At 48.9% G+C, this 20153-nt stretch carries 25 protein-coding genes; 7 read left to right on the forward strand and 18 right to left on the reverse strand.

The window, feature by feature from the left end:
* Nucleotides 1-454 precede the first annotated feature (454 nt).
* Nucleotides 455-679 (forward strand): DUF2594 family protein, encoded by a 225-nt coding sequence (locus On2M_RS17720; RefSeq protein WP_016153474.1) that lies wholly within the window; start codon nucleotides 455-457, stop codon nucleotides 677-679.
* Between the two features lie 66 nt (nucleotides 680-745).
* Here On2M_RS17720 and sdiA read toward each other — a convergent pair whose 3' ends face one another.
* The 8 genes from sdiA to On2M_RS17760 all read right to left on the reverse strand — a co-directional run bounded on the left by sdiA (nucleotide 746) and on the right by On2M_RS17760 (nucleotide 8138).
* Nucleotides 746-1468: a transcriptional regulator SdiA gene (sdiA, locus tag On2M_RS17725; protein WP_151218900.1), complete on the reverse strand. Its 723-nt coding sequence runs from the start codon at nucleotides 1466-1468 to the stop codon at nucleotides 746-748.
* 230 nt (nucleotides 1469-1698) lie between these two features.
* Entirely contained in the window at nucleotides 1699-2451 is a 753-nt protein-coding gene (gene tcyN, locus On2M_RS17730; protein ID WP_137397256.1) for an L-cystine ABC transporter ATP-binding protein TcyN, read from the reverse strand.
* On the reverse strand, nucleotides 2448-3116 hold the full coding sequence (gene tcyL, locus On2M_RS17735) for a cystine ABC transporter permease (protein WP_151218902.1): 669 nt from the start codon (nucleotides 3114-3116) through the stop codon (nucleotides 2448-2450). The genes tcyN and tcyL overlap by 4 nt, the downstream gene beginning before the upstream one ends.
* Before the next feature lie 21 nt (nucleotides 3117-3137).
* The gene (dcyD, locus tag On2M_RS17740; RefSeq protein ID WP_151218903.1) at nucleotides 3138-4124 is read right to left on the reverse strand and encodes a D-cysteine desulfhydrase; all 987 of its coding nucleotides are present in this window, start codon (nucleotides 4122-4124) and stop codon (nucleotides 3138-3140) included.
* Nucleotides 4125-4231: 107 nt separating this feature from the next.
* Complete coding sequence (tcyJ, locus tag On2M_RS17745; RefSeq protein WP_151218904.1) at nucleotides 4232-5032, reverse strand: cystine ABC transporter substrate-binding protein; 801 nt, start codon at nucleotides 5030-5032, stop codon at nucleotides 4232-4234.
* Nucleotides 5033-5132: 100 nt separating this feature from the next.
* On the reverse strand, nucleotides 5133-5684 hold the full coding sequence (gene fliZ, locus On2M_RS17750; protein WP_048218004.1) for a flagella biosynthesis regulatory protein FliZ: 552 nt from the start codon (nucleotides 5682-5684) through the stop codon (nucleotides 5133-5135).
* Between the two features lie 57 nt (nucleotides 5685-5741).
* Nucleotides 5742-6461, reverse strand: a complete 720-nt coding sequence (fliA, locus tag On2M_RS17755) for an RNA polymerase sigma factor FliA (protein WP_016153479.1) — start codon at nucleotides 6459-6461, stop codon at nucleotides 5742-5744.
* Between the two features lie 162 nt (nucleotides 6462-6623).
* The gene (locus tag On2M_RS17760) at nucleotides 6624-8138 is read right to left on the reverse strand and encodes a flagellin (RefSeq protein WP_210905230.1); all 1515 of its coding nucleotides are present in this window, start codon (nucleotides 8136-8138) and stop codon (nucleotides 6624-6626) included.
* A 255-nt stretch (nucleotides 8139-8393) separates the two neighbouring features.
* Here On2M_RS17760 and fliD point away from each other — a divergent pair, with 255 nt between their 5' ends.
* The 4 genes from fliD (at nucleotide 8394) to amyA (ending at nucleotide 12150) form a co-directional block, all read left to right on the forward strand.
* The gene (fliD, locus tag On2M_RS17765) at nucleotides 8394-9800 is read left to right on the forward strand and encodes a flagellar filament capping protein FliD (RefSeq protein ID WP_210905231.1); all 1407 of its coding nucleotides are present in this window, start codon (nucleotides 8394-8396) and stop codon (nucleotides 9798-9800) included.
* Nucleotides 9801-9815: 15 nt separating this feature from the next.
* Nucleotides 9816-10223 carry a flagellar export chaperone FliS gene (gene fliS, locus On2M_RS17770; protein ID WP_086503972.1) on the forward strand — a complete coding sequence of 136 codons (408 nt, stop codon included), beginning with the start codon at nucleotides 9816-9818 and terminating at the stop codon, nucleotides 10221-10223.
* Nucleotides 10223-10594: a flagella biosynthesis regulatory protein FliT gene (gene fliT / locus On2M_RS17775; RefSeq protein ID WP_151218906.1), complete on the forward strand. Its 372-nt coding sequence runs from the start codon at nucleotides 10223-10225 to the stop codon at nucleotides 10592-10594. Before fliS ends, fliT begins: the two co-directional genes overlap by 1 nt.
* Before the next feature lie 68 nt (nucleotides 10595-10662).
* Nucleotides 10663-12150, forward strand: a complete 1488-nt coding sequence (gene amyA / locus On2M_RS17780; RefSeq protein ID WP_210905232.1) for an alpha-amylase — start codon at nucleotides 10663-10665, stop codon at nucleotides 12148-12150.
* A gap of 40 nt (nucleotides 12151-12190) precedes the next feature.
* Here the strand turns inward: amyA and yedD are convergent, their stop codons facing one another.
* A complete protein-coding gene (gene yedD / locus On2M_RS17785) occupies nucleotides 12191-12604 on the reverse strand; it encodes a lipoprotein YedD (protein WP_210905233.1) in 414 nt (137 codons plus the stop codon).
* A 164-nt stretch (nucleotides 12605-12768) separates the two neighbouring features.
* On the opposite strand from yedD, the gene yedE reads away from it, so the two are divergent.
* Nucleotides 12769-13995, forward strand: a complete 1227-nt coding sequence (yedE, locus tag On2M_RS17790; RefSeq protein WP_322908343.1) for a selenium metabolism membrane protein YedE/FdhT — start codon at nucleotides 12769-12771, stop codon at nucleotides 13993-13995.
* Nucleotides 13992-14225, forward strand: coding sequence for a sulfurtransferase-like selenium metabolism protein YedF (gene yedF / locus On2M_RS17795; RefSeq protein WP_000790504.1), 234 nt, complete (start codon nucleotides 13992-13994; stop codon nucleotides 14223-14225). Before yedE ends, yedF begins: the two co-directional genes overlap by 4 nt.
* 291 nt (nucleotides 14226-14516) lie before the next feature.
* On the opposite strand, the gene On2M_RS17800 is transcribed toward yedF, so the two are convergent.
* Genes On2M_RS17800 through On2M_RS17840 form a run of 9 tightly spaced genes read right to left on the reverse strand, consistent with a single transcriptional unit; the run spans nucleotide 14517 to nucleotide 20151 of the window.
* Nucleotides 14517-14681: a hypothetical protein gene (locus On2M_RS17800; protein ID WP_210905234.1), complete on the reverse strand. Its 165-nt coding sequence runs from the start codon at nucleotides 14679-14681 to the stop codon at nucleotides 14517-14519.
* 11 nt (nucleotides 14682-14692) lie between these two features.
* Nucleotides 14693-15115 carry a tail assembly chaperone gene (locus On2M_RS17805; protein ID WP_210905235.1) on the reverse strand — a complete coding sequence of 141 codons (423 nt, stop codon included), beginning with the start codon at nucleotides 15113-15115 and terminating at the stop codon, nucleotides 14693-14695.
* Between the two features lies 1 nt (nucleotide 15116).
* Complete coding sequence (locus On2M_RS17810) at nucleotides 15117-16142, reverse strand: hypothetical protein (RefSeq protein WP_210905236.1); 1026 nt, start codon at nucleotides 16140-16142, stop codon at nucleotides 15117-15119.
* Between the two features lie 2 nt (nucleotides 16143-16144).
* Complete coding sequence (locus On2M_RS17815; RefSeq protein WP_210905237.1) at nucleotides 16145-16783, reverse strand: DUF2612 domain-containing protein; 639 nt, start codon at nucleotides 16781-16783, stop codon at nucleotides 16145-16147.
* A 10-nt stretch (nucleotides 16784-16793) separates the two neighbouring features.
* Complete coding sequence (locus tag On2M_RS17820) at nucleotides 16794-18023, reverse strand: baseplate J/gp47 family protein (RefSeq protein WP_210905238.1); 1230 nt, start codon at nucleotides 18021-18023, stop codon at nucleotides 16794-16796.
* A complete protein-coding gene (locus tag On2M_RS17825; RefSeq protein ID WP_053390255.1) occupies nucleotides 18020-18379 on the reverse strand; it encodes a hypothetical protein in 360 nt (119 codons plus the stop codon). Before On2M_RS17825 ends, On2M_RS17820 begins: the two co-directional genes overlap by 4 nt.
* A complete protein-coding gene (locus tag On2M_RS17830; protein ID WP_210905239.1) occupies nucleotides 18380-18985 on the reverse strand; it encodes a phage baseplate protein in 606 nt (201 codons plus the stop codon). It lies immediately after the preceding gene.
* Nucleotides 18972-19856 carry a hypothetical protein gene (locus On2M_RS17835; RefSeq protein WP_210905240.1) on the reverse strand — a complete coding sequence of 295 codons (885 nt, stop codon included), beginning with the start codon at nucleotides 19854-19856 and terminating at the stop codon, nucleotides 18972-18974. Before On2M_RS17835 ends, On2M_RS17830 begins: the two co-directional genes overlap by 14 nt.
* Nucleotides 19849-20151: a hypothetical protein gene (locus On2M_RS17840; protein WP_161623331.1), complete on the reverse strand. Its 303-nt coding sequence runs from the start codon at nucleotides 20149-20151 to the stop codon at nucleotides 19849-19851. The genes On2M_RS17835 and On2M_RS17840 overlap by 8 nt, the downstream gene beginning before the upstream one ends.
* Between the last annotated feature and the right edge of the window lie 2 nt (nucleotides 20152-20153).

Consider the following 20153-nt stretch of genomic DNA (forward strand, 5'->3'; position numbering starts at 1 on the left):
TATCTCCAGAATAGGGATAACGCTACCGATAGTTAATCGGTCCTATGTTAACGGGTTTTATCTCAACTTTGAAATGTAAAAAACACCTGTCTTTCGATTTTGCTCTCGTTTTTGGAAATTAGATTGTACGAAGAGTGGAAACATTCAGTACTGATAACCTTTTGCCACGGTTATATCTGTGTAGCTGTTTCATAATGGTGACAAAAAGATCATATTCCTTCGCTGAATGCAAACCAAGCAGTCAAAGTTGTAACAATAATTAACGAGTAAAATACTCGAAATAAACAACAAGTGGAGAAAATATATGCGCTGCAACAAGTTGTTTATTTTAATGTCCGCACCTCTCAATTGCACAAAAAACAACCACTGATATTTTTAGCCTCGCTTATGGTATACTCCGCCGCCTTAAGATTTGACATCGCACTTTTTCATTGAAACATAACGAGGAAAATAAATGAGTACGCCTGACTTTTCCACTGCTGAGAATAACCAGGAACTGGCCAATGAAGTCACCTGCCTGAAAGCCATGTTAACGCTGATGCTGCAGGCAATGGGTCAAGCCGATGCAGGACGCGTGATTCTTAAAATGGAAAAACAGATCGCACTGATTGAAGATCAATCACAGGCTGCGGTATTTTCCAGCACTGTTAAGCAAATTAAACAGGCTTACCGCCAGTAATAAGAAACCGGCTGAGAGCATCGCTATCAGCCGGTTTTGCGTCTGAAACTCAGAACGATAATTTACTCAGATAAGCCCGGTTGCAGCGGCATAACAGGCGATCTGCGTTTTGTTTGGTGCATTAAATTTCTTTTGCATATTTTTCTGGTGAAAGTTAACGGTATTTTCAGAAATCGACAGAATTATCGCTATCTCTGAAGAGGTTTTCCCCTCCGCCGTCCATTTCAATATTTCTTTTTCCCGCTTACTAAAGCGCATCTCTGGCGCCATGACCATGTCATCTTCCAGCCGCGTCAGTACCGACAAACTTTCCCGCACCAGTAGTTGCATCCTGAGCTCTACCTCATCGCTGGCAAAACAACTATTACGGACACTCGCACGCGATACCGATAAAAAACCCAACGCCCGATTAGGCAACATTAAGCATTGCGTCATTCCTTTCCGTAAACCGTGATTGCGCGCAGCATCCCACAGGGGCTGTGCATCGCGAAATAAGGAATCGTTCCAGGGTAAATGCCCCTGACTGAAGTTTTCAGGTTTCAGTACCGGGTCAATCGCAAAATAATTCTCGGACTGATAATGCGCCACCCAGGCTTTGGGATACGTCGTGTGAAGCGACGTTTTAGGCCGGGTAAAAGGTACGGGATGACGAACACAGAGCGCGTAAAAGTCGAACTCTAAATGCTGCGTCTGTTGTTGTAATTCGTTATAGACATCCTCTGCCGTCGCCATTTCCTGAAAGCGTAACAGCATGCTCCGTCGCCAGGTGAAGAAATCATGACCCTGCATACTAAGTGGTAATACCCCTGAGATTGATAATCATCCAAACATATGAAACAAGCTAACACATAAATGTATTTTATATATGTAAATTATCGGACAACTGAGCAATTACTTGAGCATTACTCAATGGCGGAAGAAAGTAACAGCATTAAACGTTAATAATAAAGCAATAATTATAAATAGTTATGCGAACAGCACTCGCTAAAAACAATTTAGACGAGTGCTGCATGCACTATTTATTGCATCAGAAACTTTTCAAGAAACTGACGGGTTCGTGGCTGCTGCGGATGCGTGAATAAGGATTTCGCTGGCCCTTGTTCTACTATCCGTCCTTGATCCATAAATATCGCCCGATCGGCCACGTCACGCGCAAAGCTCATTTCGTGCGTCACAATCACCATCGTACGCTTTTCCTGCGCCAGTTGACGGATGGTATTAAGTACCTCGCCAACCAGTTCAGGGTCGAGCGCAGAGGTCGGCTCATCAAAAAGAATCACCTCAGGGCGCATCGCCAGCGCTCGGGCAATAGCCACACGCTGCTGTTGTCCACCGGACAAGCGACGTGGATAGCTGGTTTCTTTACCTGCCAGCCCGACTTTTGCCAGCAGTTCGCGCGCACGCGCTATGGCTTCGGCTTTCGGCTCGCCTTTAACAATCACCGGACCTTCAATAATGTTTTCCAGTACCGTACGATGCGGGAACAAATTAAAGTTCTGGAACACAAAACCCACATGCTGGCGCAACTGACGAATCAGGCCTTTTTGCTGAGTTAACGAACGCGCGGTATCGATCGTAATCTCACCGACTTTAATGGTGCCCGCCTCCGGTTGCTCCAGCAAATTAATGCTTCTCAGCAGCGTGGTTTTGCCCGAACCGCTCGGCCCGATAATTGCCACCACTTCACCGGGTTTGACGTCAAGATCGATCCCATGAAGCACCGTTTGTCCATGAAATTTTTTGACCAGGTTTCTGACTTCGATAGCACTCATTTCGGCTCTCTCTCCTGGCGGTTCAGTTGCTCTTCAAAATAGTTTTGCAGTGCAGAAAGCACCGTTGCCATCACCCAATAAATCAGCGAGGCCGCCAGATACATCGTGAACACTTCCAGCGTACGCGAGGTAATCAATTGCGCCTGACGGAACAGTTCCGGTACCTGAATAGTCGCGGCCAGAGAGGTGTCTTTCACCAGGCTGATAAAGCTGTTGCTCAGCGGTGGAAGTGCAACCCGCGCAGCCTGCGGCAGGATCGCCCGACGCATGGTTTGCCAGCGCGTCATACCAATACTGGCCCCCGCCTCCCACTGCCCCTTATCGATGGAAGAGATTGCCGCACGCAGCGTTTCCGCAGCGTAAGCGGCTGTATTAAGCGACAAGCCAATCATTGCTGCCGGGATGGGGTCCAGCTCAATACCAAACTGCGGCAGACCGTAATAAATCATAAACAGCTGGGCAATCAACGGTGTTCCGCGAAAGACAGAGATATAAAAGCGCGCCAGCCAACGCACAGGCAGCAGCGGCGACAGACGCATCAGTGCCAGAATAAACCCCAGCACAAGGCCAAAGAACATCCCGCCGATACTCAGTTGCAGCGTAAAAACCGCGCCTTTGAGCAGATACGGCAGAGAATCAATCACCAGTTGGATACTTTCTTGCATTAGCGTTTTTCTACCTGGTCGTTACACGTGAGGATGGTAGGCAAACAGCGCAGGCGCCCCACCAGTATGGATAAAGAGAATTGGCCCTTCATCTTTGAAGCGTTTCTGGCTGATGCCGTCAATAAGACCCGCCATTGCCTTGCCGGTATACACCGGATCCAACAAGATGCCTTCGAGGCGCGCCAGCAGTTTTACTGCCTCCATGCCCTCTTCGTTTGGCGTACCGTAGCCCGGCGCAAAATAATCATCCCATAGCAGGATATCCGCAGTGGCCGTCAGCTCCAGTTCACGGGCAATATCCTGCTGCAGCGTAACAACTTTGGGTTTTTGATCCGCCACGCTGCGCGAGACGGTCACACCGATAAGTTCAACGTCTGGCATCAGTTGCTCCAGCCCCACCGCCAGTCCGGCATGCGTTCCAGCGCTACCCGACGCGACCACCACGGAAGAGAGCGAAACGGCCCCTTCACACTGCTGGGCAATTTCCAGCGCGCTTTCCACGTAGCCCAGCGCGCCCAAAGCATTAGACCCCCCAACCGGGATCACATAAGGCCGAAACCCTTGCGCTTCAATCCGCGTCGCGAGCTCCTGCAACTGCGCATTCGGATCGGTTAGCGCATCGCACATTTCGATCTGCGTATTAAACAGGTCCAGCAGCAGACGGTTGCCATTGCTAAGATAGTTTTCCGCCGTGGTGCCAATCGGATTTTCCAGCAGCGCCACGCAGTGCAGACCAAGTTTAGCCGCAACCGCCGCTGTCTGGCGAACGTGGTTAGACTGAATCGCACCTGCGGTTATCAGCGTATCCGCGCCTTCACGCAGCGCGTCTGCGGCCAGAAACTCCAGCTTACGCAGCTTATTTCCGCCCATGGCCATCGGCGTGACGTCATCGCGTTTGATGAAAATATCGCGCCCGAGATAGTCTGAGAAGCGCGGAAGATATTCGAGCGGCGTTGGCGCGCCAATAAATTCCAGACGTGGAAAGCGCGTTAAGTTATGCAGTGGCATATAGCCTCCGGTATTCGTTGTTGTGATGTTCTTTTTATTATGCACGTTCAGGCGCAATGAAATAAAAAAAGGCGCTGTTAAAGGCGCCTTTTTTCATCGGGTGACGATTATTTCGTCACATCCGCTCCAAACCATTTTTCAGACAGAGCCTTCAGCGTACCGTCTTTTTGCATTTCAGCAATGGCTGCATCAACCGCTTTCAGCAGATCTTCATTGCCTTTACGCAGCGCCACGCCGGATTCCTGGCGGGAGAACGCTTCGCCAGTGACGGCCAGCGTATCTTTGGTTTTCTTGACCAGATCAAGCGCGGCCAGACGATCAACCAGAATGGCGTCAATACGGCCTACGCGCAGATCCTGATATTTGGTCGGGTCATCGTCATAGGTACGAATATCCACGCCCTGTACGTTCTGGCGCAGCCACTCTTCATAGTTGGTGCCCAGACCAACGCCGACTTTTTTACCTTTCAGATCGGCGGCGGTCTTAATAACGCCTTCATTGCCTTTCTTCACCAGTGCCTGAATGCCGGAGACCGTATACGGGGTGGAGAAATCGTATTTTTTCTTACGTTCGTCAGAGATGGTCACCTGGTTGATCACCACGTCAATACGTTTGGAATCAAGAGAAGCCAGCATACCGTCCCATTTGGTCGGTTTCAGCGTGGCTTTCACGCCAAGGTGCTTTGCCAGTTCCTCGGCGAACTCCACTTCGAAACCGGTCAGTTTGCCGTCATCGCCCTGAAAACTAAACGGGGGATAGGTCCCTTCCAGGCCCACCAGCAGCGTGCCGCGCTCTTTAACTTTATTTAACAGACCTTCATCTGCATAAGTCTTCACGCTCATTCCGGCGACAAGTGCAACAGCCATTACACCCATCAGAGCCTGACGTCCCAGAAGTGCTAATTTCATAGTTACCCCGAATATTGTCATTAGTGACTATCATTTATGACTAGAGTGTAAAGCGTTTGCGGTGATCCACAAACACGACTCTGTTACACCTTATTCGTTTTTAATATATATCAGAACTGGCTGTCCAGGAGGATTTCTGCATATGTCCCATATGGGTATGGGCTTTGAACTGCTCATACTTACGTAAGGCGATACGGTAATTGTTGGTGCTGGTTTCCGGCAGCCACGGGGCAAGGTTTTCGTCGAGGAAGCCTTCCTGCAGCAGGTCATGAGAGATGTTTTGTTCGGTGAGATGATTCCCGAGGCGGCGCAGGCGGACAACGTATTCGCGGACTGTACCGTGGCTCATTTCAGTCTGCTCAAATAAAAATTGTTTGAAACCGATAATGTCAAAAAAGTCGCTCTGCTCCTTGCAGTGCAAATCACCGCAAAAACGACATAGCGCCACCCACTCTTTTTTCTCCTGTTCCCACTCGGCTTCGTTCAGCAACGTGTCCAGGCGAGCGATGGCGATTTTATTGACAATTTTCCCGCGGCGAACCAGCGTGATCCGGTCGAGCAACTTGAGGCAATGGGCGCAATGCGTCTGGCTGTGTTTGAAATCTTTGAGATAGCGGCTTAGAGGCCGTCTTTTTGATTGCTGCACCGTCATGAGAACTCCTGGTAGTCAATTCGTAATGCGGCATTGTTCAGGGGTAATGATGTACCCCTATAGCTTACCCAGCTTGGTGCGTAGACGTTTGATGGCCTGACTGTGCAACTGGCTGACCCGTGACTCCCCGACTTCCAGTACCGCGCCAATCTCTTTCAGATTCAGCTCTTCCTGGTAGTACAGCGTTAACACCAGCTTTTCGCGCTCCGGCAACGCCTCGATCGCGTCCATCACGCGCTGGCGGAGGTTACCCTCAAGTAGCTGCTGTAACGGGTTTTCCTGCTGATGTTCTTCCGTCACCAGCTCAATACTATCGCCATGCTCTTCCCGCCACTCGTCGTAGGAGAAGAGTTGGCTGTTATTGGTATCAAGCAACATCTGACGATACTCTTGCACAGGAATAGCCAGACGCTCCGCCACCTCGGTTTCCGTCGCGTTACGCCCTAATTCCTGCTCCAGTTGTCCCATCGCCTGGGCCACTTCGCGAGCATTGCGCCGAACGCTACGCGGCACCCAATCCCGGCTACGTAGTTCGTCCAGCATTGCCCCTCGAATACGCTGCACTGCGTAAGTGGTAAATGCCGTTCCTTGCAAAGCGTCATATCGGTCCACGGCATTCAATAACCCGATGCCGCCCGCTTGTAGCAGGTCATCCAGTTCTACGCTCGCCGGCAAACGCACCTGAAGGCGCAATGCTTCGTGACGCACCAACGGTACATAACGCTGCCACAGCGAGTGTTTATCCATTACACCTTCAGCGGTATACAGTGAATTCACGATAAACAGCCCTGCGTTAAATGAGTTATCGGCATGATTATCCGTTTCTGCAGGGGTTTTAATCGGGTGAATAGTGGGTGAAATGGGGGGTTATTTAGGGGTTACGGGTAAAGCCGAATGTAAAAAACCCCGCCGGAGCGGGGTTTGCGCGATAAGCGTAAATTAACGCAGCAGAGACAGAACGTTCTGCGGAACCTGGTTGGCCTGTGCCAGTACAGAGGTACCTGCCTGCTGCAGGATCTGTGCTTTAGACATGTTGGACACTTCGGTCGCGTAGTCGGCATCTTCGATACGGCTACGAGCAGAAGTCAGGTTGTTAACGGTGTTACCCAGGTTGGTGATGGTAGAATCGAAACGGTTCTGCACCGCACCGAGGTCAGAACGCAGTGCATCAACCTGTGCCAGAGCTTTATCAAGTACAGCCAGCGGATCTGCAGTGCTGGTGCTTGCTTTAGCAACGTCTTCGTTAACCAGTTTAGGGCTACCGTTTTTATCGGTAGTAACATACATGGTTTTAGCGCCAGTGGTCACGTTACCATCAATATCAACGTTATAAGTTGCACCACTCGCTTTCAGCGTGCTGCCAGTTTTGGTTGCGTTAGCATTTTGCAAATCAGTAACCGTAGCGGCTTTGTTTGCGGTTGTTGCGCTAGTCGTCAATGTTCCGTTTTGAGAAGCATACAGCGCTACGTCAGTCTTAACAGTGGCCTTAGTACCCGTTGCATCCTCAGCAGCAACAGTAAAGGTAACCGTTTTGCCATCAACTTTAGCACTGTAGGTACCATTACCAAATGCGTCAGCATCAGCCTTAGCTGTAAATTCCATACCATCATAAGTGAATTTATCACCAGCTTTAGCATTAGCACCTAATTTTGCCATGCTCACGGCGCTACTGTTTTGTGTGTCAGTGGTCGTATAAATAGTAGAAGCTGTATTCGCCTGAGTCGCACTATCTGTTAAGCCACCATCTTTGGCACTAACATACATGTCTTTGCCGCCAACCTGTACACCCTGAGTTTTAACATCAACAGTAACAGTATTGACTACCGCGGCAGCCGCACCACCAACACTTACGGAAGCACTGTAGTTATCAGTACCAGTCGCACCAAACTTGGAGATCAGATCGCTGGCAGTGGCTTTCTGCGCACCGTTCACGCGGAAATCAGATACACCCAGGCTCTGAGTATCGATTTTTTTCAGGTCGATGGAGATAGTTTCGCCGTCGTTAGCGCCAACCTGAATTTTCAGGGTGTTGTCCTGAGCCAGCACTTTCACGCCGTTGAACTGAGTCTGACCGGATACGCGGTCAATTTCGCCCAGACGCTGAGTGATTTCGTTCTGGATGGAAGTCAGGTCGCTATCGGAGTTGGAGCCGTTAGTTGCCTGAACAGTCAGTTCACGTACACGCTGCAGGTTGTTGTTGATTTCGTTCAGCGCACCTTCAGTAGTCTGCGCGATGGAGATACCGTCGTTGGCGTTACGGGAAGCCTGAGTCAGACCTTTGATGTTTGCGGTAAAGCGGTTAGCGATCGCCTGACCAGCAGCATCGTCTTTCGCGCTGTTGATACGCAGACCAGAGGACAGACGCTCGATAGCGGAGCTCAGAGTAGACTGAGATTTGTTCAGGTTGTTTTGGGTCAACAGCGACAGGCTGTTTGTATTGATGACTTGTGCCATGATCTTTTCCTTATCAATTACAACTTGATGTTATTGGGCTGTTGCCCACGGTTTCTCACCGTAACCCATGTATCGGCACGTTAATTTCGAACTTTAGAAAATTTTTACTTTCCGCCCTCTTTTTTCTTAGCCCCTGAAATACCCTCTTTATATGCCATTATTCTGCGCATTATTTTTGCAAAACTATCATTAAACTTTGCGCGCAGATTGCCGATAACCCGCTTAACTACTGTTTGCAATCACAAGGAATTAGGCATGCCTTCATTTACATCATTGGGCGTCGGCTCAAACTTACCGCTGGATACATTGCTGACAAATCTGACGACTGCTGAAAAAAAACGTTTAACTCCAATTACTCAGCAGCAGAGTTCAAACACTGCGAGACTGACGGCCTACGGGACGCTAAAAAGCGCGCTGGAAAAATTCCAGACGGCAAATACCACATTAAATAGCGCTGATCTGTTTAAAAGCACCACCGTCACCAGCAGTACAGAAGATCTTACGGCATCGACCTCTGCCGGCGCAGCGGCTGGAACCTATATGATTAGCGTGACGCAACTGGCGCAGGCGCAATCATTAACGACGAAAAGCGGTATCAGTTCAGTGAAAGAGGCGTTAGGTGACACTTCCTCTGACACCCGCACGATTAAAATCGAGCAAAAAGGTCGTAAAGAACCTCTGGAAATTAAGTTAGGCAAAAACCAGACGTCACTTGAAGGAATTAGAGATGCCATTAACGACGCTGACAGCGGTATTTCCGCCAGTATCGTGAAAGTTAAGGAAAATGATTATCAGCTGGTATTAACGGCCGACAGCGGTGTCGATAATAAGATGACCATTTCGGTTAGCGGCGACAGTAAGCTCAATGATTTACTGGCCTACGACAGCACCGCTGGCAGCGGAAATATGAAACAGCTGGTGGAAGCCAAAAATGCGTTATTAAAGGTTAATGGTATTGATATTGAACGCCCAAGCAACACCATTACCGATGCTCCGCAGGGCGTAACGCTGAATCTGACCAAAGTGGTCACCGACGCGCGCCTCACCGTCACCAAGAGCAATGATAAAGCAACGGAAGCGATCAAAGGGTGGGTTGATGCCTACAACTCGCTGCTGGATACCTTCTCAACGCTGACCAAATACACCGAAGTAGATCCAGGGGCCGAAACTCAGGACACCAATAACGGTGCTCTGCTCGGTGACAGCGCAGTACGTACTATCCAGACAGGGATCCGCGCCCAATTTTCCAACGGTGCTGGCGACGGTGCATTTAAAACGTTAGGCGAAATCGGGATTACCACAGACGGAACGTCCGGCAAACTGAAAATTGATGACACCAAGCTGAAAAAAGCACTGGAAGATAATACCGCGGCTACACGTCAGTTGCTGGTTGGTGATGGCAAAGAAACCGGGATTACCACAAAAATTGCCACTGAAGTAAAAGGTTACCTTGCCGATGACGGCATTATTGACGTAGCTCAGGACAATATTAACGCCACACTAAAAAAACTGACCAAACAATATCTGGCCGTCAGCAATAGTATCGACGATACCGTCGCGCGCTATAAAGCACAGTTTACTCAGCTTGATAGCATGATGAGCAAGCTGAACAGCACCAGTACTTATCTGGGTCAACAATTTTCAGCCATGAGTAATTCCTGATAACACGAGGTAAGCATGTATACCGCGAGCGGTACCAAAGCCTATGCACAAGTCAGCATAGAGAGTGGCGTGATGAGCGCCAGTCCGCATCAGTTGATCGAAATGTTGTTTGATGGCGCGAACAGTGCCCTGGTGCGCGCTCGCCTGTTTATGCAACAGGGCGATATCGTCGCTAAAGGCGAGGCCTTAAGTAAAGCCATTAACATTATCGACAATGGTCTGAAAGCGGGGCTGGATCAAGAGAATGGCGGCGAAATCGCCACCAACCTGTCCTCGCTGTACGACTATATGATCCGCCGTTTACTGCAAGCTAACTTGCGTAATGATTGTCAGGCTATTGAAGAAGTCGAAGGGTTGCTCGGCAACATTGCGGAAGCCTGGAAACAGATCTCACCGAAAGCGACGTCCCAGGAGTCTCGTTAATGACCTCAGCCGTGGAGTTTATCAACCGTTGGCAGCGCATCGCGCTGCTCAGTCACTCACTGCTGGAACTGGCGCAGCGCGGTGAATGGGACCTTTTACTGGAACAGGAAGTTACCTATCTGCAAAGTATTGAAGTGGTCATGGAAGAGCAAACTCCACCAGGCATTACGCGAAGTATTCAGGATTTAGCCGCCGGGTACATTAAACAGACGCTGGATAACGAACAGTTACTCAAAACATTGTTGCAGCAGCGCCTGGATGAGCTCAGCAATCTCATCGGTCAATCGACCCGCCAGAAGACGCTAAATAACGCCTATGGCCGTCTTTCCGGCATGCTGTTAGTCCCCGACGCCCCCACTACCCCACAATAATTTCCCGTCTCGTCTGAATAATCTTCCATACTCCAGAGGTCGGCCAAACGACTTCTGGAGCACGGAAGATGAAAAATCCCACGTTATTGCAGTTTTTTCACTGGTATTACCCCGATGGCGGTCAACTGTGGCCCGAGCTTGCCGAACGCGCAGGCGGGCTCAATGACATCGGCATCAACATGGTATGGTTGCCCCCCGCTTATAAAGGCGCTTCTGGCGGTTATTCGGTGGGTTACGACTCTTATGATCTGTTTGATCTGGGTGAGTTTGACCAAAAGGGAACCGTCGCCACCAAATACGGCGATAAGAATCAACTGCTGGCAGCGATAGACGCGCTGAAACACAATGATATTGCCGTCCTGCTGGACGTAGTGGTTAACCACAAAATGGGCGCGGATGAGAAAGAGAATATCCGCGTCCAACGGGTTAACGCCGACGATCGCACACAAATAGACGATGAGATCGTTGAATGCGAAGGCTGGACGCGCTACACCTTCCCTGCCCGCGCAGGCCAGTACTCGCAATTCATTTGGGACTTTAAATGCTTCAGCGGCATTGACCATATCGAGAACCCAACCGAAGACGGTATTTTTAAAATCGTTAACGATTACACCGGCGAAGGCTGGAACGATCAGGTTGATGATGAATTGGGTAACTTTGATTACCTGATGGGCGAAAACATCGATTTCCGTAATCACGCCGTGACCGAGGAGATCAAATATTGGGCACGCTGGGTAATGGAACAAACCCAGTGCGACGGCTTTCGCTTAGATGCCGTGAAACATATCCCGGCATGGTTTTATAAAGAGTGGATTGAGCACGTGCAGGAGGTGGCGCCCAAGCCGCTGTTTATCGTCGCCGAATACTGGTCCCACGAAGTCGATAAGCTACAAACCTACATCAATCAGGTGGAGGGAAAAACCATGCTGTTCGACGCCCCTTTGCAGATGAAATTCCACGAAGCCTCCCGTCAGGGTCGCGATTACGACATGAGTCAGATTTTCACCGACACCCTGGTGGAAGCCGATCCGTTTCATGCCGTCACGCTGGTTGCCAACCACGACACCCAACCCTTGCAGGCGCTGGAAGCCCCCGTCGAGCCGTGGTTTAAGCCACTGGCTTATGCGCTGATCCTGTTGCGCGAAAACGGCGTGCCATCAGTCTTCTATCCTGACCTCTACGGCGCACATTACGAAGACACCGGCGGCGATGGCGAAACCTATCCTATCGATATGCCGATCATTGAACAGCTTGATGAACTGATCCTCGCGCGCCAGCGCTTCGCGCATGGGGTACAGACGCTCTTTTTCGATCATCCTAACTGTATCGCTTTTAGTCGCAGCGGAACGGACGACGATCCAGGCTGTGTGGTTGTTATGTCTAACGGCGATGACGGAGAAAAGACCATCAATCTCGGCGCGAATTACGGCAATAAAACCTGGCGTGATTATCTGGGTAATCGCGAGGAAAGCGTGGTTACCGATGATAACGGCGAAGCAACATTTTATTGTAACGGCGGGAGCGTCAGCGTGTGGGTCATTGAAGAAGTGATTTAAAACTCAACCCCGGTGGCCATGGGCTACCGGGGCGTACGGCTTATGGCAGTGGCGTAGCCAGCGGCGTTTTCTTTAACGCGTCAGCGCACTCCTGCGTTGGGCGATCGACCCGTTGCAGCGTCATACCGTCATATTCCAGCGTATTGCCTTCACGCTCAATCTCATACAGCTCGCGTTTCACCGTCACGTTGGTGAGATCGCCAGAGAGCATCGTCAGTTTCCCCGGCAGCGCGATCACCCGCTGCCACTGGCGACAATCCAGCGTATCGCCCTCTTTCGTTATCACCAGGCTGGCAATCGCTTCCGGGCTTACCAGACTGCGTTGCGGACCTTTTGACTGCCAGTATCCTTCCAGACCGGCTGGCGCTGGCGTTTTCACCACGTCGTTATAATTTTCTACTTCGGCGCATCCGGTAAGCGCCAGAAATACACCAACGATTGCTATTTTTTTCATCATTCATCCTGCATGCGAAGAAAATGGGATTGTGGCATTAAAGGCCTGATGTCGCCAGCCTTTCAGCGGCATTGAGAAAGATTGATCCAGACGGTATTACCTCTTATTACTCATAGTCAAAAATTCTGAACGGTGTAGTATCCACACTTCTTGTTACATACCTTCTGAGTTCAGAGGCGCAACGCATGTCATGGCAACACTTCAAACAGGCCTGGTTAATTAAATTTTGGGCCCCCGCCCCTGCGGTCATCGCAGCGGGTATTCTCTCCACTTATTATTTCGGCATTACGGGAACCTTTTGGGCCGTTACTGGTGAATTCACCCGTTGGGGTGGGCAAATCCTGCAACTGTTTGGCGTGCACGCCGAAGAGTGGGGATACTACAAGCTGATTCATCTCGAAGGCTCGCCCCTGACCCGCATTGACGGCATGATGATCCTCGGTATGTTCGGTGGCTGTTTTGCTGCCGCACTGTGGGCTAACAACGTCAAGTTACGCATGCCGCGTAGCCGGGTGCGCATTATGCAGGCGATAGTCGGCGGGATGATCGCCGGATTCGGCGCCCGGCTCGCGATGGGCTGCAACCTGGCCGCATTCTTCACCGGCATTCCACAGTTCTCGCTACATGCCTGGTTTTTCGCGCTGGCAACGGCAATCGGCTCATGGTTTGGCGCACGCTTTACCCTGCTGCCGATGTTTCGTATTCCGGTCAAAATGCAGAAAGTCTCCGCCGCTTCGCCGTTAACGCAAAAGCCGGATCAGGCCCGTCGCCGTTTCCGCCTTGGCATGCTGGTGTTTATCGGCATGATCGGCTGGGCGCTGCTCACCGCGATGGATAAACCCAAGCTCGGTCTGGCGATGCTGTTTGGCGTTGGGTTCGGTCTGCTGATTGAACGGGCGCAAATCTGCTTCACCTCCGCCTTCCGCGACCTGTGGATTTCTGGTCGCACCCATATGGCAAAAGCGATCATCTTCGGGATGGCGGTCAGCGCCATCGGTATCTTTAGCTACGTGCAACTGGGCGTCGAGCCTAAAATCATGTGGGCGGGTCCAAATGCGGTGATCGGCGGCTTGCTGTTCGGCTTTGGCATCGTTTTAGCGGGCGGATGTGAAACCGGCTGGATGTACCGCGCCGTTGAAGGTCAGGTACATTACTGGTGGGTTGGTCTGGGCAACGTTATTGGCTCGACCATTCTGGCCTACTACTGGGATGATTTTGCTCCCGCGCTTGCCACCAACTGGGACAAAGTGAATCTGCTCAACACCTTCGGTCCACTCGGCGGTCTGCTGGTAACCTATCTGCTGTTGTTTGCCGCGCTGATGCTGATTATCGGCTGGGAAAAACGCTTCTTCCGTCGCGCAGGGCTAACGCCTGCCAAGGAGTCTGTATGAAAAATATCGTGCCTGATTATCGCCTCGATATGGTCGGCGAACCGTGCCCATACCCGGCTGTCGCCACGCTGGAAGCGATGCCGCAATTGAAGAAAGGTGAAATTCTGGAAGTGGTAAGCGATTGCCCGCAGTCAATCAACAATATTCCACTGGATGCGCGCAATCACGGCTATACGGTGCTGGATATTCAGCAGGATGGCCCAACGATTCGCTATTTGATCCAGAAGTAACTGGTTGCCGGATGGCCGCTGCGCTTATCCGGCAAACAATCTCTGCACGTTAAACCTACACCTGCATCGACATCATATGACCATGTATTTTTCATAAATGACAAAGATCGTCCAAGAGCGCACCAAATAACAGAAGGTTAGAGTTGTCGAAAACATCAGTCGTCTAAGTTCACCTTAGAGCTAGTGATGTTTTTTGTCCCACCCATGCCCCATCACAAGTCCCATCTTCGAAAAACATGCAAAGCCTTGCAAACCGATGCAAAGCTTTGTGTGTCCCGTTTCTGTCTCACATCATTTTACTGGCTCTGAAAACCCACATTCTGGATCATCACAAAACCACCAATTGCTACCAAGATAATCCTCCTGGTGCATAGTACTCCCACAGATTGGACAAAATTTGAGAATTTTAGCCTGTTCTTCTTTTTGTCCTGAATCAACTTTGTTTTCTTCTACCATGACACCCCCCCTTAGACTGGATATTTTTCTTTTGCTGCTGCGATATCTGCAACGTACTGTGCTTTCCGTTGATTTATCTGCTCTCTAACAATTTGCTGTTTTGTTACTTCTTGCGCTCCATCGCTAACGATTGCAGCCAAGTATGCGGTATTTAAATCATATACATCTATTTTATAAATATCTCCGATCCTTGCTATCTCGGCTTTCAATAAATCAGAATTCGGGGGTAACGGAATATCAACCCAAGCAGGCATGCCATCCACACCAACACCAAGTTTTTTCCCATTTGGTGGTTGACCTGTAAATTCTGATGATATCTCATCAGAAACGTCTACTCCATTTTCCGGCCACATCCCAGAGGATTCATATTCATCTTTAAGAAGATATGAAAGTAAGCGAATATTTTCAGCATCCCATATAAACATAGAATTCATATTAATATCCCAGCGCGATAAAGTAAGCATTCGAAGATGTAGAGCCACCTGTACCAGTATTAAGTACGGTTGCAATATCAAATCCAGTATTAGTTGCTGATTCGCAGGAGATTGATACTTGTGCGTAAGTTGCTTTCGTAGCAAAAACACCCCACAAACCAGAAGGGAAAGGTGTTGGATAAGTAGTCGATGTGACTACTGGCACGCCTACAGTAGACGAGTTGTTAACTATCCTTCTAAATACCTGAATAATTAGCCCATTAGGGAACTTTGCAATAAGATTATCCGTACCAACTCCTGATAATGGGAAAAAACTCATATCAGGTATCTGCCCGGCTCCGTTACCAAAATCTTTTTTGGCTGCACTCTTTAACTCCGCTACACGATCAAATCCCACAGTACCTGATACAAGTTCGCCGGTTGGAGACCACGCCATAACGGTTTGATCGAGTGTGGCATTGTAAAGAGATAAAGCTCCGGCATCACTAATTTGAAGAGAAAAATCCCTTGCTCCATTAAACATCAATGTAGCGCCGCCAAAGTGATCAAAATAACTCTTTAGTGCAAAGGTATCTGTTGCGCCTTTCTGGCTGATAACATCAAGTTGAGAACTTCCTGTCCCCTGCACAACACTTCCTGGTTGCTTTTCCCATCCTGTTGGTATTGTGTTTGGGTTGTTTAAGTTCCCATTCAATGTGCATCTATATATTGTTTTTAAATCATCACCAAGGATGAATGATCCAGAAGGATAACCTCCGATGGAGGTGGCAAATGCAGAGTCATATGTATTCATAGCTCCAGCACTTGACCATCTAGACAAGGCAGATAATTCGTAAAGTATCTGGTTCATATCCTGACCTTTTGGTGGCAAACCGCCAGCAGATTTCAGGGTCATGGTGATTGGAGGAAATCCTGAGTTATAGGATGCTGTGTTATCTCCTGATGGAGTTGTATCAGGCAAATCCTCTCTCGGGCCGTTAACACCAAAAACGATTGGCTGTTTCTTTGGCGAGTCTGTTCTGTTCATCTTTATTCTCTGTAAAATGTGCCGTCATTAAATGGATATGCATCTGTAGCAAACCCGAAGTACGGGCTTACAATTTGCCTGATATTTACTTGCACACCGCTAGGTACTGGAGTCACTTCATAATTGGTTAAAATTGATTCTTCGTATGGCGCAAGTTCGAATTCAAAAGTTATGCCAATCGTCATGTCTCTGTAATTTACGCAATAAGCCCTTCCGCGTTGGTAAAAAAGTATTTTAAGGAATTTATTTATATCAGGGATTGTTGCGATACTTATGTTGGTAAAAGCTTTGCAGAATATTAACGTCCTGTAAGCATCATCACCAAGCCTGACATTTGTTGTCTCCTGAACACCACCGTAAAACGGAGAATCATTAAATGGTGATGGGTAATCAAGACTTCCATCATCTGCTTCGCTAAATCCAAATGAATCGCTATCTATTGGCGCAACAATATATCTGCTTACGCCAACAATCTTACCCCATATATCAAGACCAAAAGTCTCACAGGTTGTTAAATCCCATACCTTGGTAAGAAACTCATCGGTAAAATCATCAAGACTTACTGCCTGATTAAATGTTTCGATAATAGAAAGTAATTTTTTACTTGCTGAGTATTGGGTAAGTATTGTGTCTTCCCACATGCCTCACCCCTTACGAAAGAGTTACGGTAATATCTGATTCCTGAATTGTTGGAACCTGGTCTATTCCCATTGTTATAGCCGGACCATAGGTTGAACCATCAATGGAAACTTCAAGTGATAAAATACCAACGGTATCAGGTGATATTGAAATAACCGGTGCGTAATACTTACCGGCGTTAATCGTCGAACCTATCCTTGCCTTACCTATCCCCTCATACCCGCCATTAAATACGGAGGCGATCATCTTCTTAACCTGTACTGAAATATCGCTGGGTGGGTTGAGAGAACTGTCAAGTTCAACACTGAAGTAAACCCGAGTTGGTAGCGCTTTTTGCCATTGCATTACATAAGATGGATATGGCGGGAGGTAGTTAACATTATCATAAACCGTGTAAGAGGTATCTCCATTCAGGTTTGCGCCCGGGTTATACGTCTGGAAAATGGACTCGGCAACATCCTCATCGGTACCACCATACACGCAGATATAAATCGAGTGCGCCAGCACCGGGAAACTTGTGGTACCCTGATTTACCGTAGCTGCTGTTCTGTTTGACCATACATAGGCATCCAGTACGCCATTCGTAGCCAGCAAAGCAGAGAGAGTTGATGCATCCTGATTACGGCTATTTCTCGCGACTGACTGTTTACGCCGTGTTTCAAATGCAATACGTGATTCAACATCAACGCCAACAACGCCGGGATTCGCGTTTGTGATCGCATCCCATCCAGACACTGCCCGGTAAATCTGATTTAATGCACCTGCTGCACAGGGTATCGGTCCGGTTGTGTTATTCACAAACTGAACATCAATGCTTCCTGATGCTGGTATCGTTGCTATGTCGATAGACCGGTAAATATATCCGTTGGTATCAATGGCGGTACTGCCAGCAGGGATTATAGTGCCAACCCTCCCGATGCACGTCGCAGTAACAACTGTACCCTGTGCCGAAATCCGGTCCATGAAGTAAATCTGACCGATTCCGTCCTGAAACCTTCCCGTTGCGTAGTCAGGGTTAACCTGGTTAAACAGGCAAAGCAGCTTGTCATATTCCTGTGCAATAATCTCCGTATCGGACTGTGCGATCTGCCCTTGTGGTGAGCTAAGAGACTGGCTGGCACCGCCTCCGAGAGCCGTCGACATGTCAGTTAGTCGACCAGCAAGCACATCCGATACGTCCGGTACCAGCAGGCCATTCTCGGTAATTGTGACATCCGGAACGGCTGTATTTAATGTCGTCATAAAGTGGCCTGTGCAATATTCCCGTTGATGTCAGTTACGCGGATAGTGCCGCGAGTTGTGCGGGTGTTTTTATCGAAGAATACGGATGCCAGAGCCTGATCAACGATTGGCAATTTGAGCGCCTCCGTCTGCATCTTTTGCGCAATGAACCCCGGCGACGGTCGCTTGCCAAGCACCTCAGTTTTCCACGGAATACCGAGCGTGTTGTCGTAGTAGCATTCACCAGAGAACACCAGGCATGCGCTGGCAACGTCCTGCGCTACAGAATACGATTCATCGGCGATTGCCAGATTCCCGTTCCCGTCCAGCGTCAAATCCCACGTAGACGTGTCTAATTGCATGGTTCTGTATGTCATTTATGGCTCCAAAGGTGCTGTATTGCTTCCACCAGGCGATACCCCTCCATGCGTGTGTGCATCAACAATGCTTCCGTCTACAAGCTGCAAGCGACCATCAGGAAGAATTTTCAGACCGTTAATGTTTACAGTTCCGGGGGATTTGATGTTGATGCCTGAACCAGTGAATTTGACGAATTCGGTTGGCTTTGCATTGAGTATCCCACCAAGATATGTGGCATCAGATTTACTGTGCGTTCTTGCGCTTCCCGGTGTGGATTCTTTTCTGTTTGCCCTGATCAGAGTTGTGTCTCTGTCATTAACAAGGATTTGACCAATGTCACCCGGCGTAGGGTCTATCACTACTGCACTGTTCCCGCTTTGCAGCCTGAAAACTGGAATGTCATAAATTACTGAGTTTTTTATTGGAGCACCGGTTCTGTCAGTACGTGAAAGCAATGGAAGAACATCTACTACCAGATTCTCGTCCTCACCACGCACCTCCATAACCATAACAATCTCAATGAAGTAGTAACCAGACATAAGCATTTTGAATGCATATGCAATTGATTCGGCATCATTAATCTGGGCGTTGGTAGGGGTAAATTGATTGCTATCTATTGGCACTTTGCGCCTCCGCTCGATCCTTTTGCGTTCTATTAGCGGTACAAATCGTATGCCATGGGCCGCCAGTTACCCACGATGAAAGCTCATGGCGAACGGTAGAAAGTTGATATCTCCCACTCGCCCACGGAACCTCTGTTTTCAGTTCGATGTATCTTCCAATTGAAAGAAGAGATGAATATTGCGTCTGGAACATTACTCCGCCAGCAGCAAATACCGGGTAACCAATAAGTCCGTATTCGCTGGATATAAACGGAACAACATCATCTCGCTGCACATTTGAAGGCCAGAATTCAGCCTTGCCAGGAGGCGTTACACTCATTGCAAGACCATACCCTGAGCAAACCTGATGAAGCTGATCGAACACACTTCCTTCAAAGTGAGGGCTCCCTGAGGTGGTCATTCCATTTACTCCATCACCGAATACAGCTTCATATCCAGCGGCGGTGCAAATAGCGTTAATGACATCCGTCAGGCTTTGCGATCCTTTGGCAGTAAAGGGGCTAACCGCTTTATTTCTCAACTCTGCATCTGCTATTGCAGTGATGGAAAGGCAACTGTCGGGGGCTTGGTTCATATTCGCTATGGAGGCTGTCATACCGCCATAAAACACAAGAGTATCGTCAGCATATATCCCGATATCGATATTCTGATCAGGAGACATATTCCCATTCGCTCTTCCTGATAACTCGGCAATTCTTTCCAGACTAAGCCCGTAAAGAGATACCTCTGCAGATGTTCCAGTTCTTCCAATCACGCCATTTAGCGATACGGTTGCCTTGATATTGCTGATGGTGATTTTGTCATTGCCTGCTTTATCGAATGCGCCGGCTTTATTTTTGAATTCGAACCGGAGAGTGTGTTGCTTATACAAGCTCGGCCTCCTCTATGTAGTAGAGGATGTAACGACTTCCCAAACCTTCATAAGATGGGTCGTTTTGTCCGTCGTTATCGATAAACACCAGATCACCCTTAAATCCGAGGTACGAATACCCGACCATTTTGTTTCCATAAAGACACGGAACGCCTTGCATAATTGGGTAGCCATTCACCGTTAAATCCATATACATGAAGCTTTCACGCTGGATGAGGCGAATAATGCACAACTGACCGGCAAGGTTAATGGACAGGATTTGAGATTTTTTTGGCTCTATAGCAATCGTCTGCATGG

It is taken from the genome of Citrobacter sp. On2M, assembly GCF_018035235.1.
Lineage (GTDB): Bacteria > Pseudomonadota > Gammaproteobacteria > Enterobacterales > Enterobacteriaceae > Citrobacter > Citrobacter meridianamericanus.

Excerpts from the sequence above, each read along its gene's own strand:
- On2M_RS17720 (WP_016153474.1), top strand. The coding sequence starts at position 455 with ATGAGTACGCCTGACTTTTCCACTGCTGAGAATAACCAGGAACTGGCC.
- sdiA (WP_151218900.1), bottom strand. The coding sequence starts at position 1,468 with ATGCAGGGTCATGATTTCTTCACCTGGCGACGGAGCATGCTGTTACGC.
- tcyN (WP_137397256.1), bottom strand. The coding sequence starts at position 2,451 with ATGAGTGCTATCGAAGTCAGAAACCTGGTCAAAAAATTTCATGGACAA.
- tcyL (WP_151218902.1), bottom strand. The coding sequence starts at position 3,116 with ATGCAAGAAAGTATCCAACTGGTGATTGATTCTCTGCCGTATCTGCTC.
- dcyD (WP_151218903.1), bottom strand. The coding sequence starts at position 4,124 with ATGCCACTGCATAACTTAACGCGCTTTCCACGTCTGGAATTTATTGGC.
- tcyJ (WP_151218904.1), bottom strand. The coding sequence starts at position 5,032 with ATGAAATTAGCACTTCTGGGACGTCAGGCTCTGATGGGTGTAATGGCT.
- fliZ (WP_048218004.1), bottom strand. The coding sequence starts at position 5,684 with ATGACGGTGCAGCAATCAAAAAGACGGCCTCTAAGCCGCTATCTCAAA.
- On2M_RS17760 (WP_210905230.1), bottom strand. The coding sequence starts at position 8,138 with ATGGCACAAGTCATCAATACAAACAGCCTGTCGCTGTTGACCCAAAAC.
- fliD (WP_210905231.1), top strand. The coding sequence starts at position 8,394 with ATGCCTTCATTTACATCATTGGGCGTCGGCTCAAACTTACCGCTGGAT.
- fliS (WP_086503972.1), top strand. The coding sequence starts at position 9,816 with ATGTATACCGCGAGCGGTACCAAAGCCTATGCACAAGTCAGCATAGAG.
- fliT (WP_151218906.1), top strand. The coding sequence starts at position 10,223 with ATGACCTCAGCCGTGGAGTTTATCAACCGTTGGCAGCGCATCGCGCTG.
- amyA (WP_210905232.1), top strand. The coding sequence starts at position 10,663 with ATGAAAAATCCCACGTTATTGCAGTTTTTTCACTGGTATTACCCCGAT.
- yedD (WP_210905233.1), bottom strand. The coding sequence starts at position 12,604 with ATGAAAAAAATAGCAATCGTTGGTGTATTTCTGGCGCTTACCGGATGC.
- yedF (WP_000790504.1), top strand. The coding sequence starts at position 13,992 with ATGAAAAATATCGTGCCTGATTATCGCCTCGATATGGTCGGCGAACCG.
- On2M_RS17800 (WP_210905234.1), bottom strand. The coding sequence starts at position 14,681 with ATGGTAGAAGAAAACAAAGTTGATTCAGGACAAAAAGAAGAACAGGCT.
- On2M_RS17805 (WP_210905235.1), bottom strand. The coding sequence starts at position 15,115 with ATGAATTCTATGTTTATATGGGATGCTGAAAATATTCGCTTACTTTCA.
- On2M_RS17810 (WP_210905236.1), bottom strand. The coding sequence starts at position 16,142 with ATGAACAGAACAGACTCGCCAAAGAAACAGCCAATCGTTTTTGGTGTT.
- On2M_RS17815 (WP_210905237.1), bottom strand. The coding sequence starts at position 16,783 with ATGTGGGAAGACACAATACTTACCCAATACTCAGCAAGTAAAAAATTA.
- On2M_RS17820 (WP_210905238.1), bottom strand. The coding sequence starts at position 18,023 with ATGACGACATTAAATACAGCCGTTCCGGATGTCACAATTACCGAGAAT.
- On2M_RS17825 (WP_053390255.1), bottom strand. The coding sequence starts at position 18,379 with ATGACATACAGAACCATGCAATTAGACACGTCTACGTGGGATTTGACG.
- On2M_RS17840 (WP_161623331.1), bottom strand. The coding sequence starts at position 20,151 with ATGCAGACGATTGCTATAGAGCCAAAAAAATCTCAAATCCTGTCCATT.